Source organism: Pseudactinotalea sp. Z1748 (genome assembly GCF_049725185.1).
Classification (GTDB): Bacteria; Actinomycetota; Actinomycetes; order Actinomycetales; family Beutenbergiaceae; genus CALKWS01.
This window is the reverse complement of record NZ_JBMPQB010000001.1, coordinates 753,523-768,009: the sequence shown is the minus strand read 5'-3', so window position 1 is coordinate 768,009 and position 14,487 is coordinate 753,523. Positions and strand designations below refer to the sequence as shown.

Genomic DNA, 14,487 nt, shown 5'->3' with positions numbered 1-14,487 from the left:
CGGTGCCGTCGGCCGCTGCCTCACCCCACGGTGGCGACGGTGTCCTCGACGAGTTCGGCGCGCATGTCCCCGGTCTCCCCATCGGCCACCGCACGCCGGCCCAGGGCGACGGTATAGGCCCAGTAGGCGGCCAGCACCACCGCACCGATGGCGATCTTGACTCCACCGGGCAGGCCCGAAGGCGTCACGAACCCCTCCACGACGCCGCTGGCGCCCATCACCACGACCAGGCCGATCACCACCGTGATCAGCGCCCGGCCCTCCTCGACCAGTGCGCGCCCGCGGGTTCGCTGGCCCGGGGCGACCCAGCTCCAGAACAATTTCAGCCCGGTTCCCACGGCGACGAACACCGCGGTCAGTTCCATCAGGCCGTGCGGCAGGATCAGCCCGAAGAACTCCCCGAGACCGTCGTGCTCGGCCATGATCGCTCCGGCCACACCCACGTTCAGCGCATTGACCACCAGCACATAGGCCGGGAATACCCCGGTGACACCCAACCCGATCGCCTGGGCACTGATCCAGGCGTTGTTGGTCCACACCTGGGCGGCGAAGTCCGGGGCCGGGTAGTTGGAGTAGTAGGCGGCGAACGCCTCCTCGGCGTATGTACGCCGCATGCTCGGGGTCCCGACCTGCGCCATCGCCTCCGGCACCGTGAGCAGCCACCAGGCCTGGACGAGCCCCAGGGCGATGAACACCGCCCCGGCCGCCACCGTCCACCACCGCACCCGGTAGAACGCGGCGGGCAGGGAGATCGCCACGAACCGCACCACATCGGCCGGCGACAACTCGTGGGACCCACCGATCACCCCGCGAGCCCGCGCCAGCAGGGTGGACAGCCGGGAGATCAGCGCCGGGTCCGGGGCGCTGGAGCGAAGTTGGGACAGATGCGTCGCGGTGGTCTGGTAGTGGGTGACCAACTCATCGACCTCGGCACCGGTGAGCCTGCGCCGGCGCAGTAGTGCCCGCAGCCGCGCCCAGCGAGGTGCGTTCAGGGCGACGAAGGCGTCCACATCCACACCCGTTACCCTGCCACACATGACCACGGCCGCTTCCCCCACCGAGAGCCTCAATCGCGTCATCACCGGCGAGGCGGTCCCCCTGGACCTGGCGCCGGCCTCGGCGCTGAGCCGGCTCATGTCCGGGGTGATCGATGCGATCGTCTACCTCAGCATCGGCATCGGGGTGTTGATGCTGGCCGGCCGGTTCAGCGCCAACCCCGCCCAGATGAGTACTCTCACGATCGTGGCTATCGCCCTGATGATGGTGCTGCTGCCGTGCCTGACCGAGACGTTCACCCGGGGCCTGTCCGCCGGACGGTTGGCGGTGGGCCTGCGGATCGTGCGCGACGACGGCGGCCCGGTGCGGTTCCGGCACGCGTTCATCCGTTCCCTGACCGGGATCGGTGAGATCTGGCTCTCGCTGGGCTCGGTCGCGCTGATCAGTTCGATGGTGCACCCACGCTCCAAACGTCTGGGCGACATGGTGGCGGGGACCTACTCACTGCGCGTACGCGACACCGAGGTGGCCACCGCCCCCTTACTGATGCCCCCGGAACTGCGGTCCTGGGCCGAGATCGCCGACATCCGCCGGCTACCCGATTCCCTGGCCCTGTACGCCCGGATCTACCTGTCCCGGACCGGCGAGTTGCACCCGAACGTGCGCGCCGACGTCGGCCGCGCATTCGCCGCGGCGCTGGAACCGTACGTGGCGCCGCCGCCACCGTGGGGCACCGACCCCGAGCGGTTCGTCGCCGCGGTCCTGGTGGCTCGCCGCGACACCGAGTACCTGGCCGGGCTGGCCGTGGCCCAGCGCGAACAGGAGGAGGCCCGGCGCGCCCGAGTGCTGCCCTACGGCATCCCCGACGCCGACTGACCCGCTGTCGCAGGCCCGGGACCGTGGTCAATACCGGTAGTGCTCGGGCTTGTACGGCCCGGCCACGTCCACGTCGATGTACTCGGCCTGTTCCTTGGTCAGCTCACTCAACTCCGCGCCGAGCGCTTCCAGGTGCAGCCGGGCCACCTTCTCGTCCAGCGCCTTGGGCAGGACGTGCACACCCACCTCGTACTCGCTGGCCGGATCGGCCAGGTCCATCTGGGCCATCACCTGGTTGGTGAAGGAGGCGCTCATCACGAACGAGGGGTGCCCGGTGGCGTTGCCCAGGTTCAGCAACCGGCCCTCGGAGAGCACGATCACCGACTTGCGGGGGTTCTCCGGATCGTCGGTGAAGACCCACTCATGCACCTGCGGCTTGATCTGCACACACTCCACCCCGGGGAGTTCGGCGAGGCCGGCCACGTCGATCTCGTTGTCGAAGTGGCCGACGTTGCCCACCACCGCCTTGTCCTTCATCGCGCTCAGGTGCTCGGCGGTGATGACGTTGAAGTTCCCGGTCGCGGTGATGAAGAAGTCCGCCTGTCCGAGCACGTCCTCCAGGCGCACCACCTGGTAGCCGTCCATGGCCGCCTGCATCGCGCAGATCGGGTCGATCTCGGTGATGAGCACCCGGGCACCCTGTCCGCGCAACGCGTCCGCCGCCCCCTTGCCCACGTCCCCGTAGCCGCACACCACCGCCACCTTGCCGCCGATGAGGATATCGGTGGCCCGGTTCAGTCCATCGGGCAGGGAGTGCCGGATGCCGTAGCGGTTGTCGAACTTGGACTTGGTGACGGCGTCGTTGACGTTGATCGCCGGGAACGCCAGTTCCCCGGCGGCGTGCAACTGGTACAACCGGTTGACGCCGGTGGTGGTCTCCTCGCTGACGCCGAGGATCTGCTCGGCCGCCCTGGTCCACCGGGTGGTGTCGGCGGCCAGGCTGGTGCGCAACTGGGCCAGGAACGCCAACTTCTCCGCCGAGTAGCCGGCCTCGCCGGGCAGGGGGTCGGCCGGCACGGCTCCGGCACGCTCGGCCTTGACCCCCTCGTGCAGCATCACGGTGGCATCCCCGCCGTCGTCCAGGATCAGCGTCGGACCCCCATGCCCGGGCCACCTGAAGGTCTCATCGAGAGCCTCCCAGTACTCAGCCAGGGTCTCCCCCTTCCAGGCGAGTACCGGCACGCCCTGGGGGTCCTCGGCGGTCCCGTGCGGTCCGACGACGACGGCGGCTGCCGCCTCGTCCTGGGTGGAGAAGATGTTGCAGGAGGCCCAGCGCACCTGCGCGCCCAACGCGGTCAGGGTCTCGATCAGCACCGCCGTCTGCACGGTCATGTGCAGTGAGCCGGTGATGCGCTGCCCCGCGAGCGGTTGGGTATGACCGAACTCCTCCCGCAGGGCCATCAGGCCGGGCATCTCGTGCTCGGCCAGGCGGATCTGGTGCCGGCCTGAGGTGGCCAGGCTGAGATCGCGGACCTTGTACGCACCGGGTTTGGTATCGAAGCTCATAGCCCTGGAGCCTAACCGGAGGCAGGCGATGCGCGCTCGTTCAGCACCGTCTCGACCCGCGGGCCGCCGGTCCACGGTGGCACCGGTGCGCGGCCCGGCCCAGTAGCGTTGCCGCCATGATTGATTTCGACTCGATCACCGCCGAGCACCTGCGCCACGTCGGCGGGGCCAAGTGGTCCCGGTTCCCCGACACGATCGGGGCGTTCATCGCCGAGATGGACTTCGGCATCGCCGAACCGATCACCGCGGCCCTGCACGAAGCGGTGGATGTGGGGGCCTTCGGCTACCACTTCCCGGCACCGCTGCAGGCGATGGCCGGCGCCTACGCCGACTTCGCCGCCGACCGCTACGGATGGCAGGTCGACCCCGCGGACGTGCACCCTATCCCGGACGTGCTCACCGGCCTCGGCGCGGCGATCCGCTACCTGTCCCGCCCCGACTCCCCCATCATCGTGCCCACCCCGGCGTACATGCCGTTCCTGACCATCCCGCAGGTGTACGAGCGCCCGATTATCCAGGTGCCGATGGGCCGCGACGGCGAGCGGTACACCTACGACCTGGACGCCCTGGACGCCGCATTCGCGGCCGGCGGGCACCTACTGGTGCTGTGCAACCCGCACAACCCGATCGGGCGGGTGCTGACCGAATCGGAGATGCTCGGGGTGGCCGAGGTGGTGCAGCGTCACGGCGGGCGGGTGTTCTCCGATGAGATCCATGCCCCGATGGTGTACGCCCCGCACCGGCACATTCCCTACGCCACCCTGTCGGAGCAGACCGCGGCGCACACGATCACCGCCACCTCCACCTCCAAGGCGTGGAACCTGCCCGGCCTCAAGGCGGCTCAGATCGTGCTGAGCAACGATGCCGACCGGGACGTGTGGAGCCGGGTCGGGGAGGTGGTGGGCACCGGGGCGGCCAACCTGGGCATCGTCGCCGCCACCGCCGCCTACTCCCGCGGCGTGCCCTGGTTGGAGCAGGTGCTGGCCTATCTGGACGGCAGCCGCCACCTGTTGGGCGACCTCCTCGCCGAACATCTGCCGGGGGCCCGGTACACCCCGCCGGAGGGGACATACCTGGGCTGGATCGACGTGCGGGAGACCGGGACCCCCGAGCGGGCCGGGGCGTTCTTCCGGCGCCACGCCGGGGTGGTGGTCACCGACGGCGCCCACTGCGGAGAGGTCGGCGCGGGCTTCATCCGCTACAACTTCGCCACCCCACGGCCGCTGCTCACCGAGGGCATCACCCGCCTCGGGAACGCGGTCGCCGAGCACGGTGGGTGAGCCCGAGGCAGGGCCGGCTCAGCGCGCGGGCCGGCCCTCCTCGGCCAGCAGCACGGGCACACCGTCGCGGACCGGGTAGATCAGCGGGTTCGCCTCGTCGGTGCTGACCAGGACGGTCTCGCCGTCCACCTGGCGCAGGTCGAGGCGCGCCCCGGTAACCGGGCAGCGCAGCACCTCCAGCAATCCCTGATCGACAGAGGGCTCTTCGGATCGGCTCATCGCGGTCCTTCCTCATCCACGTCGGTGGGCAACCGAGCACCCAGGGCCCCGAGCACACCGTCGCGAATCTTGATCATGATGTCGTCGTCCTCGGCCTCCACGTTCAGGCGCAGCAGCGCCTCGGTGTTGGAGGGCCGGAGGTTGAACCACCAACGCGGGCTCTGGTGCCAGTGGCTGACCAACAGGCCGTCCAGGTCATCGGTATGCACGATGCCGGCGGCGATGTCCTCAGCGAACAGGGCGCGAACCGTCTCCAGGGCCGTGGTCACATCCTCGACCCGGGAGTTCAGTTCCCCCGAGGCCACATAGGGGGTGTGCACCTCAGCCAGTTCGGACAGCGTCATCGACTGCTCAGGGCTGCCCACGACCCCGAGCACGTGCAGTGCCGCGAGCATCCCGGTGTCGGCGTAGAAGAAGTCCCGGAAGTAGTAGTGAGCGCTGTGTTCGCCACCGAAGACGGCGTTCTGGGCGGCCATCTGCTCCTTGATGAACGCGTGGCCCACCCGGGTGCGCACCGCCCGGCCGCCAGCGGCCGCGACGTACTCCGGCACCGCCCGCGAGGTGATGAGGTTGTGGATGATGGTGCCGTGGCCACCGTCGGCCTTGTCCTTGGCCACCTCCTGCAACGCCACCATGGTGGTGATCGCCGAGGGGCTCACCGCCCCGCCGCGCTCGTCGATCACGAAGCATCGGTCGGCGTCGCCGTCGAAAGCCAGGCCGATGTCGGCCTGCTCGGCTATCACCGCGGCCTGCAGGTCCACCAGGTTCGCCGGCACCAGTGGGTTGGGCTCGTGGTTGGGGAAACTGCCGTCGAGTTCGGCGAACATCACCACCAGGTCCAGTCCGAGGTCGGCCAGACCGGCCTCGGTGCCCAGCACCGCCGCGGCCGTCAGGCCCGCCATACCGTTGCCGGCGTCGACCACCACCTTCAGGGGCCGGATCCGGCTCAGGTCCACCAGCGAGCGCAGGTAGGCGGCGTAGTCGGCGAGGGCGTCGCGCTGAGCGACGCTGCCACGTTCGGGCGCAGCCGGGATGCCCTGGTCCAGGTAGGCCTCGGCGGCATGTTGCACGTCGGCCAGGCCGGTGTCGACGCCCAGCGGCCGCGCTCCGGGCAGGCACAGTTTGATGCCGTTGTAGTGGGCCGGGTTGTGACTTGCGGTGAACATCGCCCCGGCGATGCCCTCGGAACCGGAGACGTAGTAGAGCATGTCGGTCGAGCACAGTCCGAGATGGATCACGTCCAGCCCCCGCCAGGTGACGCCGTCGGCGAAGGCCCCGGCAAGTTGCGGGGAGGTCTCGCGCATGTCCTGTCCCACCGCCACCACGGTGTGAGCGGCTCCGGACCGGGTAAGCAGGTCCGCCACGGCCGCACCCAGGGCGCGGGCGACGTCGGGACCGAACTGGTCCGGAACCAACCCTCGGATGTCGTTGGCCTTGACGATGGCGCTCAGATCCTTCACCCGGGTCAGCCTACCTGGCACGGGCTCGCGGCCATCGGTGTGCCCGGGGGACTCCCGTCACGGTTGCGGCCGATCAGTCCTGCTGGTCCCCGCGGATCACCCGCAGGTGACCGCGCCGCCCGGACGTGGGCTCGGGACGGGGCTGGGTGACCGGTGCCGGTACGCCGGCGGTGCGCGCGGCCGGCAGGCTGCTGGGCGCGGGAGCGCGCGAGGCCTCCCGGACGGCGTTGGCCAGGGCGAGCAGATCGTCGTCGCTGGGTGGGGCCGGCTCGAACTCCGTGGCGAGTTGGACCACGTCCCAGCCCTGCGGAACGGTGAGCCGCTCGGCGTGGGTCAGGCACAGGTCGTAGCAGTGCGGTTCGGCGTGCGTGGCCAGCGGCCCCAGCACGGCGGTGGAGTCAGCGTAGACATAGGTCAGCGTGGCCACCGCCGGGGAGGTGCAGGTGGACCGGGTGCACTGACGGGTCGCTCTCACAGGAGACAACGGTACCCTCCGTCGGCCGCGGCAGTGGCATCCCACGCCGCGTGGAGGCTGGGCCGGGGTGCTCGGGCTCTGGCACCCTGTGGGCATGAGCACAACCCCGCAGCCGGCCGGCCGGGACCTGAGCACCACGGTGCTGCCGTCCCGGCGCACCGGTCGGCGCCGGGACCGGCGCGGCCGGGGTCTGCGCGGCCCGCTGCTGCCGCCCACGGTCCCGGGCGCGCGCACGGGCGCACAGCGTTTCGACGCACTCTTGCTGCGCGCGGTGGCTCACTTGGAGCACCACCTGGGCGATGTCCTGCACGGGGTGGAGTTCGCCGTCGAGGACGTCCCACCCTCGGCGCCGGCACCGTGGGAGGCCGGCGCGGTGTCGCTGGGACGGTGCTTCCCCGCCGATGCCGCCGCCGGGCTGACCGACCGCGTGGTGGTGTACCGGCGCCCCATCGAGAGCCGGTGCCGCGGCTGGGCCGAGGTCCCGGACCTACTGCGGCACGTGCTGGTCGAACAGGTGGCACACCTCAGGGGGCTGGACCCCGACCAGATCGATCCGGGACTTTAGCGACGCTCAGGAGGCTCCCAAGCGGACCTGCACCTGCTGCTCGGCGGCGGCGTCGGGGGTGAGGTTGAGCATGGACAGCATCGGCCCGTCCGGGGCTTCGGCCCGCACCATCGCAGTGGCCAGCACGGACTCCCCGCTGATCTCCAGGGCGATCACCTCATCCAGGGCCACCTGGTCGGGATCGACCACCGTCGCTGAACCCGCCTCGACCTCCACGGCGGTCACCTCCCCGCGCGTGCCGTCGCGGGTGATCGGGGTCAGGCGCACCTGCTGGGTCTGCGGCAGCGGGTTGGCCAGCACCACCGCGACCGTATCGGCCGGTTCTCCCGGCACCGCCAGGACCCCGCGCTCCGGGGCCGGCTGTGCGGCGATCCAGGCGCGATCCCGGACCGGCTCGTCCGGGTCCAGTTCCCCGGCCTGGCCCACCACGGTGCGCAGCACCGACCCGGTCACCGGGACTTCGGAGATCACCTGCACCGACAGTGCGCCCGGGTCGATTCCGGCGAGGGAGACATCGGTGACCGTGCCCGGTTCCAGGACTTGATCCTGGGCGCCGGGCAGCACGATCGGACCGGACTCGGTGAACAGGTCCACCGAGACGCTGGCCTGGGTCCGGGAGGGATTCACCAGGCGGAGCACCGGGGGGTGATCGGCCACCTCGGTCTCGCCGACGTGCACCGGCCCGATGTTGATCCGGGTGGCCGGGTCCGCGGTCGTGGTGACCATGTCGGTGCCGGCCGGGACCACCCCGGACAGGGCGCTGTCCTGGATCGCGGCCGCGATCTGCCCGCCGTCGGCGGTGACCCGTACCGCCAGGCGTTCCTCCAGGGACAGCGTCTCCAGCAGCAGCGAACGCGACTCATCCGGCGGTACCAGGATCTGGGCACCGGACTCCAGAGGCCCGAGTTCGCCCCAGACCTCCACGTTGGCCGTCACCGGGGTCTGCCCTGCGTTGGTCAGCAGCAGCCGTGCCGAGGACCCCAGTTTCGTCATCCCACCAACCAGCCACTGGGTGGAGGAAGGGGGAAGGCAGGCCGCCGCGCTGAGGCCGCGCAGGTCACCGGAGACGGCCCGGACCACCGCGGTTGCCGCACCCAGTGGCGTCCGTTCCTCCGCGGGCTCGGCCCGTAGCACCGCGGCGTCGGTGATCTGATCCAGGGTGCCGACGAGACCGTCGGTGCCGGCGCTGAGGTCCTGGCTGGCCTCACCGAGTTCGGTGAGCGTGGCGGTGCCGGCGGCGGCCCCGTCCGGCTGGGTCACCACCGACTCGGCCCTGGTCCGGCTCTGATCGGTGTCGGTGCTGAACTCGGCGTCGTAGTCGATGTCGGCGCCGGCCTCACCGGTGCTGGACAGGGGGGCGTCCGGGCAGACCAGCGTCAGCGGGCCAGCACCGATGTCCACCTGCCGAGCCGGCACCGCCTGGGGCGCTGGTGCGGGGTTGAGCAGCCCTGAGGCCAGGACCGCGCCGGTGATCAGCACCACCGCGATCGCGGTCAGCGCCGAGACCAGGCCACGAAGGGTGCGGCGCAGCCCGGGACTGATCCGGGGCCGGGGAACCTCGGCGGCCATCTCAGATCTCCTCCGGGCGTCGACGTCGGGTGGGCAGAGCCAGCAGCACGGTCAATCCCAGCACCACTCCGGTCACGACGTGCCATGGGGTGTGCAGGCTCGGGCGGTAGGTCACGGTCAGTTCCCCGGCGGCGTCGTCGGGAATCAGGAAGGCCTGGCGCCAGGAGGAGTCCGCCACTGCGCGCAGCGGGCGGCCGTCGATCTCGGCACGCCACGCCGGCGAGGAACGTTCGGCCAGCACCACGGTGCGCCCGGTGCCCTCCGGGCTCAGTCGCGCGGAACCGCTGTCGTGGGCGAAGTCGAGGTTGGTGACCAGGGCGCCCTCCTCGTCACGTACCTGTCCGCGGGCGATCGCGGTATCGGTGCTGCCCGGCCCGGCACTGACCCGCCAGATGACTCCGGCCGGGTTCTCGGTGACCCGTTCCAGGCCCAGCACCGCGTCCAGGCGCGCGATCAGCCGGGCCCGGGCCGATTCGTCCGCGTCGGGCACCCCGGTGGCGACCGATCCGGCGGTGGGCACGATCACCACGGCCACGGCGTGCTGCGCCAACCGCTCACCGGCAGCTCCCACCGACCCGGTGGCCAGGTCCGCCACCAGCGACAACAGGTGAGCATCAGCCTGGTCCGGTTCCCCGTCCCCTTCGCCGCCGTCGGTCCGGGCCAGAGCCCGACCCAGGGCGAGCACGGTGGCGGTCTCGGTGAGTTGGGGGCCGTTGCCGCGCCACAACTGGGCGTCGATGCCTTCGGGTGTGGCGGTCAGAGCCAGCACCCGCGCGCCCTGTTCGGGAGCCTGGAGGGTGCGGCCGAGCGCCGGCACCGGATCCGGGCCACGCCCGGTGAGGTACACCGCCCGCGTCTGCTCGGTTTGGCCGGCCTCGGGGCTCTGCTGCCCACGTTCGGCCACCACGGTGGTGGTCCAGGAGGCGGCCGAGACCACCAGGCCGGCGACCAGCAGCACGGTCACCACGGCGGCGCTGATCTGGCGCCAGCCGAAAGTTCGGCCGGCCAGGGCACCCTGCAACCCGTCCAGGGCCACACCGGTAGCGAGCAGGAGCCCGAGCAAGACCAGCGAGGTCCCCGGACCGGCCCAGCCGGTGACGAGTTCGTCGGGGCCGGCACCGGGCTCGTGCGAGCGACCCAGCGCCACCACGGTGCGGCTGGAGGCCAGCGCGGTGGCCAGCCCGATCGCGCTGATCAGCCAGCCGATCCGCACCGCCCGGCCGGACTGCCCGCCCCGCAGCAGCGCCAGTAGTGCTGCCACGAGCAGCGCACCGGTCGCCACCAGCGGCAGCACCTGGGAGCCCAGGACCGTCCCGAGGTCACCGCCCACGTGGGGCAGGGCCGGCCAGCCCAGCAGGGTCAGCCACGCGGGCCCGGGGTCGGCGGCCAGCGGTGCCCCGGGGTCGGCGAGCAGCACGCGCCAGCCGCCGTCGGCCCAGGTTCGGATCGCGTAGGTCCAGACCGGTCCGAGCACCACGACCGCAGGCAGTGCGACGACGATCAACCGGGCCCGCCCGGCCGCCAGATGTCGGCGCCGGCCCAGCACCAGCGCGAGCACGATCAAGGCCGTCAGTCCAGCCGGTAGCAGCACCGGGGCACCAGCGACGGCGACGGCGAAGGCCAGCCCGGCTGCCGCCGCGGCGGCCATCGAGGGTGCCCGGGAGGTCCGGGAGACCACCGTGGCCCGCTCCACCCGGCTCTCCCCGTCGGCAGCCGGCGGGGCGCCCTGCGGCTCGGCGTCGCCGGTCTCACCAGGGTCGGTACCGGCTTCCGGCCCGGCACCCTCGGCCGGCGCTGCCGACTCGACCGGCCCGACCCGCTCGGCCGGCCCGGCCCGCTCTGTCGGTTCGACCTGCTCAGCGGTGTTGGAGCGGATCGGTTCCAGGTCGGCGAAGGTGTCGTCCTGCTCGGACCGCCCGACGGCGGCCAGTGCGGCCAGCCGCGCCCGTTTGGCCTCCCGGGCCGAGCGTTGGGCGGTCACCGAACGGCGCCGGGAGACCCGTTGGGCACCGACCATGCCCGAGATCACCACATCGCGCCGGTCCACCCCGAGGGCACGGGCGATGCCCAGGGCCATCAGGGGCAGCATCAGGTGCGCCAGGACCGCGCCCAGGCGGCCTTGTCCCAGGCCCAGCAGCAGCGGCGGACCGAAGGCCCAGACCCCGGCCGCCCAGACCCGCACCAGCACCGAGCGGCTTGCCGCACCGGCGGCGAACCAGGCGAAGGTCGCCGCCAGCGGCATCGCCAGCAGCAGCACCAGGGCAACGCTCATCCCCGGTGAAGTGCCGGCCCATCCCCCGGTCAGGGCGGAGAGCACACCCAGCACCGCCAGGAACGTATCCGGTGGGCCCGCGTAGCCATCACCGGTGGTCAGCCACGCGCCGAGCGCGGCACGCCACAGGTCGACGAAACCGACGTCCACCGGCAACAGCGCGCCGCCGATCAGCGGCCCGGCCACCACCACCGGGGCCAGGGTCACCAGCGCCACCGCGGTGGTGACCAATGCGAGCGCACCGAAGGTGAGCCGGCGGCGCCGGGCCACTGCGGCGCGTTCGGTCATCTCCAGTTCGCTGGGTGCCCGGGCCGCCCGCTGTTCCGCGGCGGCCTGCAGGCGCCGGTTGCGCCGCGCCTGCCAGAGCTGCCCCCAGGTGGCCTGCAGCGGGGCCAGCCGGCGCGTGGAGACCTCGCGGGTGCGGGCGGACCTGCGCCGGGCCCGCATCACCGCGACCGGTCGTACCAGCGCCACCGCCGCGGCCCGCAACTCCTCGGCGGCCAGGGCCAGTTCGTTGGAGGCCACCCGCCACAGTGCCCGCAGCGGAGCCAGCACCAGTGCCGCAAGCGCTACCAGGGGCAGGGTGAGCAGCGGGGCGCGTACCAGCCAGGAGTGCAGTTGCGCGGTGCGCCGGGCCCGGAAGGAGCGCCGCGGGTCAGGCGCATGGGGCTGCCGGGTGCGGGCCCCGGAGGTGGTGCGCAGGCCGTGCCACCCGGCGCGGGCGTGCCGGACCCGGGCGGCGGGCACCACCACCACCCGCTGGCCGGCCAGGCGGGTCCGCCGGCTCAGGTCGGCCCCATCGCCGAAGACCCCCAGCGCCGGGTCAGGGCCGCCGAGCCGGCGCCAGGTGCGGGTACGGATCAGCATTCCGGCGGTGCCCACGGAGTAGACGTCCTCGCGCCCGTCGTGCTGGCCCTGGTCGATCTCCCCGTCCTCGATGCCGGTGTAGCGCTGTCCGTCCACTGTCAGGCCCACTCCGACCGAGACCAACCGGTCCGGTTCGTCCCAGTCCACCTGCTTCACCCCGGCCACGCCCACCGAACTGGCGGCGTCCACCGCGGCGAGCAGGTGATCCAGGGCGGCCGGGTCGGGGGCGCTGTCGTCGTGCAGCAGCCACAGCCACGCCGGGGCATCACCCTCGTGGTCGCCGCCGCTCAGTTCCGCCAGCGCCGCGTTGACCGCCTCGCCGAATCCGGCGCCGGCCGGTGCGCGCACGATGTGTACGCCCTCGGGGGCGACCTGCGCGGGCCGGTCCGGGCCGAAACCGGCCTCGGCCAGTACCTCCTCGGCGTCGGCAGGTGGGAGGTCCGGGGCGGCCTCGTCGTCGTCCAGCACCGCCCACAGCACCCGCTCGGGCGGGTGCGTCTGGGCCGCCAAGGCCCTCAGCGTGTGCGGCAGGTAGGGGGAATCAGTGGTGCCGACGACGACGGCGCAGGCGTCGGGGGCGTCAGCGACCATTCGGCACGTGGGGGTGAGGCAGCATGGTCAGATCGCGCGACGCTTGAGCTTTCGGCGCTCGCGTTCGGACAGGCCACCCCAGATGCCGAACCGCTCGTCATTGGCCAGCGCGTACTCCAGGCACTCCGCGCGCACCTCGCAGGAGACACACACGCGCTTGGCTTCCCGGGTGGATCCGCCCTTCTCGGGGAAGAAGGCCTCCGGGTCGGTCTGGGCGCACAGCGCCCGCTCCTGCCAGCCGAGCGCTCCGTCGTCGTCGAAGGAGTCCAGGAGCAAGGGGGCATCGGGGCGGGGCGCTGGACCCGCCGCGGACATCCCGTCCGTCAGCGGCCCCTCTCCCAAGATATTCCACACGATGCTTTCCCCAATCTCAGATGCGGTGAGGCGACACTGCCGCCGTCTTGGGTAAATTACACGCGTGTTATCCGCTGGAGTCAAGCCCGGGCGTGATATTGCGAGGGTCGGCACCTGCTGATATGCCGCGGTCCGCACCCGGATCGGCGCATCCTCGATGCCGGCCCGCCAACGGTGCACGATACCGTGAGTCGATGGGAATCAAAGGTCTGCATGTGCCCGCCGGCACCACCCCGGCCCGGTTCGAGACCACCGTGGCCACCGAGCGCCCGGACCTGTTCACCGGCCCGTTCTCCTGGCCGGTGATGACGCTGGATGAGTCGGCGCTGACCCACAACGTGACCACGATGGCCGATTTCTGCGCCCGCCACGGCTTCGACCTGGCCCCGCACGTGAAGACGCACATGTCCGCCGGACTGTGGGAACGTCAGCACGAGGCCGGGGCCTGGGGCGCCACCGTGGCCACCGCCGACCAGTTGCGCAAGGTCCGTGCCTGGGGAACCGAGCACATCCTGCTCGCCAACCAACTCACCGATGCCCGTGAACTGGCCTGGCTGGCCGAGCAGGCGATCGGCGCCGAGGGCGATGAGGACCTGCAGGTGTGGCTCTATGCCGACAGCCACGCCGGCGTGGACCTGCTCGCGGCGCACCTGGCCGCCCCGCGGGTACGCGAGCGGGTCGGGGTGCTGATCGAGTTCGGCCATCCCGGTGGTCGCACCGGGGCGCGCACCCTCGCCGAGGTCACCGCGCTGGCCCGGGCGGCCGAGGCGGCCGGGCTGCGCGTGGTCGGGGTGAGCGGCTACGAGGGCAGTGTGGCCAAGGGCACCGATCCCGGCGACCTGGCGGCGGTGGGCGACTTCTGTGCCGCGCTGCTGCAGGCCGCCGACGCCGTGGCCGAGGAAGTCCCGATCGAGGTGCCGGTGCTCAGCGTGGGTGGCAGCAGCTACCTGGACGTGGTGGAGTCGGTGCTCGCCCATGCCGACGTGACCGAGCGGCACCGGGTGGTGGTGCGCTCGGGGGCCTACCTCAGCCACGACCACGGCATCTACGCCCGCTCCGACCCGTGGTCGCGGATGCGCGAACCGGCTCGGTTGCGGCCGGCGCTGCGACTGTGGGCGCAGGTGCTCTCGGTGCCCGAACCGGGACTGGTGCTGTGCGGCGCGGGGCGGCGCGACGCCCCGTTCGACGCCGACCTGCCGATCCCGCTGCGGGTGCACGCCGCCACCGGCAGCTCCACCGGCGCGGGCAGCGCCCGGGACCTGTCCGGAACCACCACCCGGTTGAACGACCAGCACCTGTTCCTGCATACCGACGACGCGGTGCAGGTGGGTGAGGTGATCGAGTTCGGCATCTCCCACCCATGCACCAGTTTCGATAAATGGCCCACGCTGCCCCTGCTGCGCGAGCACCGCGTGGTCGGCCTGGTCCACACCGAGTTCTGAGCGTTGCGGCGCGCG

General features: G+C 72.0%; 12 protein-coding genes. 4 read left to right on the top strand and 8 right to left on the bottom strand.

What is annotated here, in order from left to right; genetic code table 11:
• Positions 1–20: 20 nt before the first annotated feature.
• On the bottom strand, positions 21–1,016 hold the full coding sequence (locus tag ACO0LU_RS03620; RefSeq protein WP_424790050.1) for a stage II sporulation protein M: 996 nt from the start codon (positions 1,014–1,016) through the stop codon (positions 21–23).
• Between the two features lie 19 nt (positions 1,017–1,035).
• Between ACO0LU_RS03620 and ACO0LU_RS03615 the strand changes: the two genes are divergently transcribed.
• Complete coding sequence (locus tag ACO0LU_RS03615) at positions 1,036–1,872, top strand: RDD family protein (protein ID WP_424790049.1); 837 nt, start codon at positions 1,036–1,038, stop codon at positions 1,870–1,872.
• 27 nt (positions 1,873–1,899) lie between these two features.
• Here the strand turns inward: ACO0LU_RS03615 and ahcY are convergent, their stop codons facing one another.
• Positions 1,900–3,378, bottom strand: coding sequence for an adenosylhomocysteinase (gene ahcY / locus ACO0LU_RS03610; protein ID WP_424790048.1), 1,479 nt, complete (start codon positions 3,376–3,378; stop codon positions 1,900–1,902).
• A 116-nt stretch (positions 3,379–3,494) separates the two neighbouring features.
• On the opposite strand from ahcY, the gene ACO0LU_RS03605 reads away from it, so the two are divergent.
• A complete protein-coding gene (locus tag ACO0LU_RS03605) occupies positions 3,495–4,658 on the top strand; it encodes a MalY/PatB family protein (protein ID WP_424790047.1) in 1,164 nt (387 codons plus the stop codon).
• A gap of 18 nt (positions 4,659–4,676) precedes the next feature.
• Here the strand turns inward: ACO0LU_RS03605 and ACO0LU_RS03600 are convergent, their stop codons facing one another.
• The 3 genes from ACO0LU_RS03600 to ACO0LU_RS03590 all read right to left on the bottom strand — a co-directional run bounded on the left by ACO0LU_RS03600 (position 4,677) and on the right by ACO0LU_RS03590 (position 6,812).
• Positions 4,677–4,877, bottom strand: coding sequence for a Trm112 family protein (locus ACO0LU_RS03600; RefSeq protein ID WP_424790046.1), 201 nt, complete (start codon positions 4,875–4,877; stop codon positions 4,677–4,679).
• Positions 4,874–6,337, bottom strand: a complete 1,464-nt coding sequence (locus ACO0LU_RS03595; RefSeq protein ID WP_424790045.1) for a phosphomannomutase/phosphoglucomutase — start codon at positions 6,335–6,337, stop codon at positions 4,874–4,876. Before ACO0LU_RS03595 ends, ACO0LU_RS03600 begins: the two co-directional genes overlap by 4 nt.
• A 73-nt stretch (positions 6,338–6,410) precedes the next feature.
• Entirely contained in the window at positions 6,411–6,812 is a 402-nt protein-coding gene (locus tag ACO0LU_RS03590; protein ID WP_424788654.1) for a DUF3499 domain-containing protein, read from the bottom strand.
• 94 nt (positions 6,813–6,906) lie between these two features.
• On the opposite strand from ACO0LU_RS03590, the gene ACO0LU_RS03585 reads away from it, so the two are divergent.
• On the top strand, positions 6,907–7,377 hold the full coding sequence (locus tag ACO0LU_RS03585) for a metallopeptidase family protein (RefSeq protein ID WP_424790044.1): 471 nt from the start codon (positions 6,907–6,909) through the stop codon (positions 7,375–7,377).
• Between the two features lie 6 nt (positions 7,378–7,383).
• Here ACO0LU_RS03585 and ACO0LU_RS03580 read toward each other — a convergent pair whose 3' ends face one another.
• The 3 genes from ACO0LU_RS03580 to ACO0LU_RS03570 are packed head-to-tail and all read right to left on the bottom strand — an operon-like array spanning position 7,384 to position 12,991.
• Positions 7,384–8,946 carry a DUF5719 family protein gene (locus ACO0LU_RS03580; RefSeq protein ID WP_424790043.1) on the bottom strand — a complete coding sequence of 521 codons (1,563 nt, stop codon included), beginning with the start codon at positions 8,944–8,946 and terminating at the stop codon, positions 7,384–7,386.
• A gap of 1 nt (position 8,947) precedes the next feature.
• Positions 8,948–12,676 (bottom strand): glycosyltransferase family 2 protein, encoded by a 3,729-nt coding sequence (locus ACO0LU_RS03575; protein WP_424790042.1) that lies wholly within the window; start codon positions 12,674–12,676, stop codon positions 8,948–8,950.
• A 27-nt stretch (positions 12,677–12,703) separates the two neighbouring features.
• Positions 12,704–12,991 carry a WhiB family transcriptional regulator gene (locus ACO0LU_RS03570; protein ID WP_424788658.1) on the bottom strand — a complete coding sequence of 96 codons (288 nt, stop codon included), beginning with the start codon at positions 12,989–12,991 and terminating at the stop codon, positions 12,704–12,706.
• Between the two features lie 233 nt (positions 12,992–13,224).
• Between ACO0LU_RS03570 and ACO0LU_RS03565 the strand changes: the two genes are divergently transcribed.
• Positions 13,225–14,472 carry an alanine racemase gene (locus tag ACO0LU_RS03565; protein ID WP_424790041.1) on the top strand — a complete coding sequence of 416 codons (1,248 nt, stop codon included), beginning with the start codon at positions 13,225–13,227 and terminating at the stop codon, positions 14,470–14,472.
• Positions 14,473–14,487: the final 15 nt, after the last annotated feature.

Bases quoted from the DNA above. Each gene is read 5' to 3' on its own strand.
- ACO0LU_RS03585 (WP_424790044.1), top strand. From the start codon at position 6,907: ATGAGCACAACCCCGCAGCCGGCCGGCCGGGACCTGAGCACCACGGTG.
- ACO0LU_RS03565 (WP_424790041.1), top strand. From the start codon at position 13,225: ATGGGAATCAAAGGTCTGCATGTGCCCGCCGGCACCACCCCGGCCCGG.
- ahcY (WP_424790048.1), bottom strand. From the start codon at position 3,378: ATGAGCTTCGATACCAAACCCGGTGCGTACAAGGTCCGCGATCTCAGC.
- ACO0LU_RS03605 (WP_424790047.1), top strand. From the start codon at position 3,495: ATGATTGATTTCGACTCGATCACCGCCGAGCACCTGCGCCACGTCGGC.
- ACO0LU_RS03575 (WP_424790042.1), bottom strand. From the start codon at position 12,676: ATGGTCGCTGACGCCCCCGACGCCTGCGCCGTCGTCGTCGGCACCACT.
- ACO0LU_RS03580 (WP_424790043.1), bottom strand. From the start codon at position 8,946: ATGGCCGCCGAGGTTCCCCGGCCCCGGATCAGTCCCGGGCTGCGCCGC.
- ACO0LU_RS03615 (WP_424790049.1), top strand. From the start codon at position 1,036: ATGACCACGGCCGCTTCCCCCACCGAGAGCCTCAATCGCGTCATCACC.
- ACO0LU_RS03600 (WP_424790046.1), bottom strand. From the start codon at position 4,877: ATGAGCCGATCCGAAGAGCCCTCTGTCGATCAGGGATTGCTGGAGGTG.
- ACO0LU_RS03570 (WP_424788658.1), bottom strand. From the start codon at position 12,991: ATGTCCGCGGCGGGTCCAGCGCCCCGCCCCGATGCCCCCTTGCTCCTG.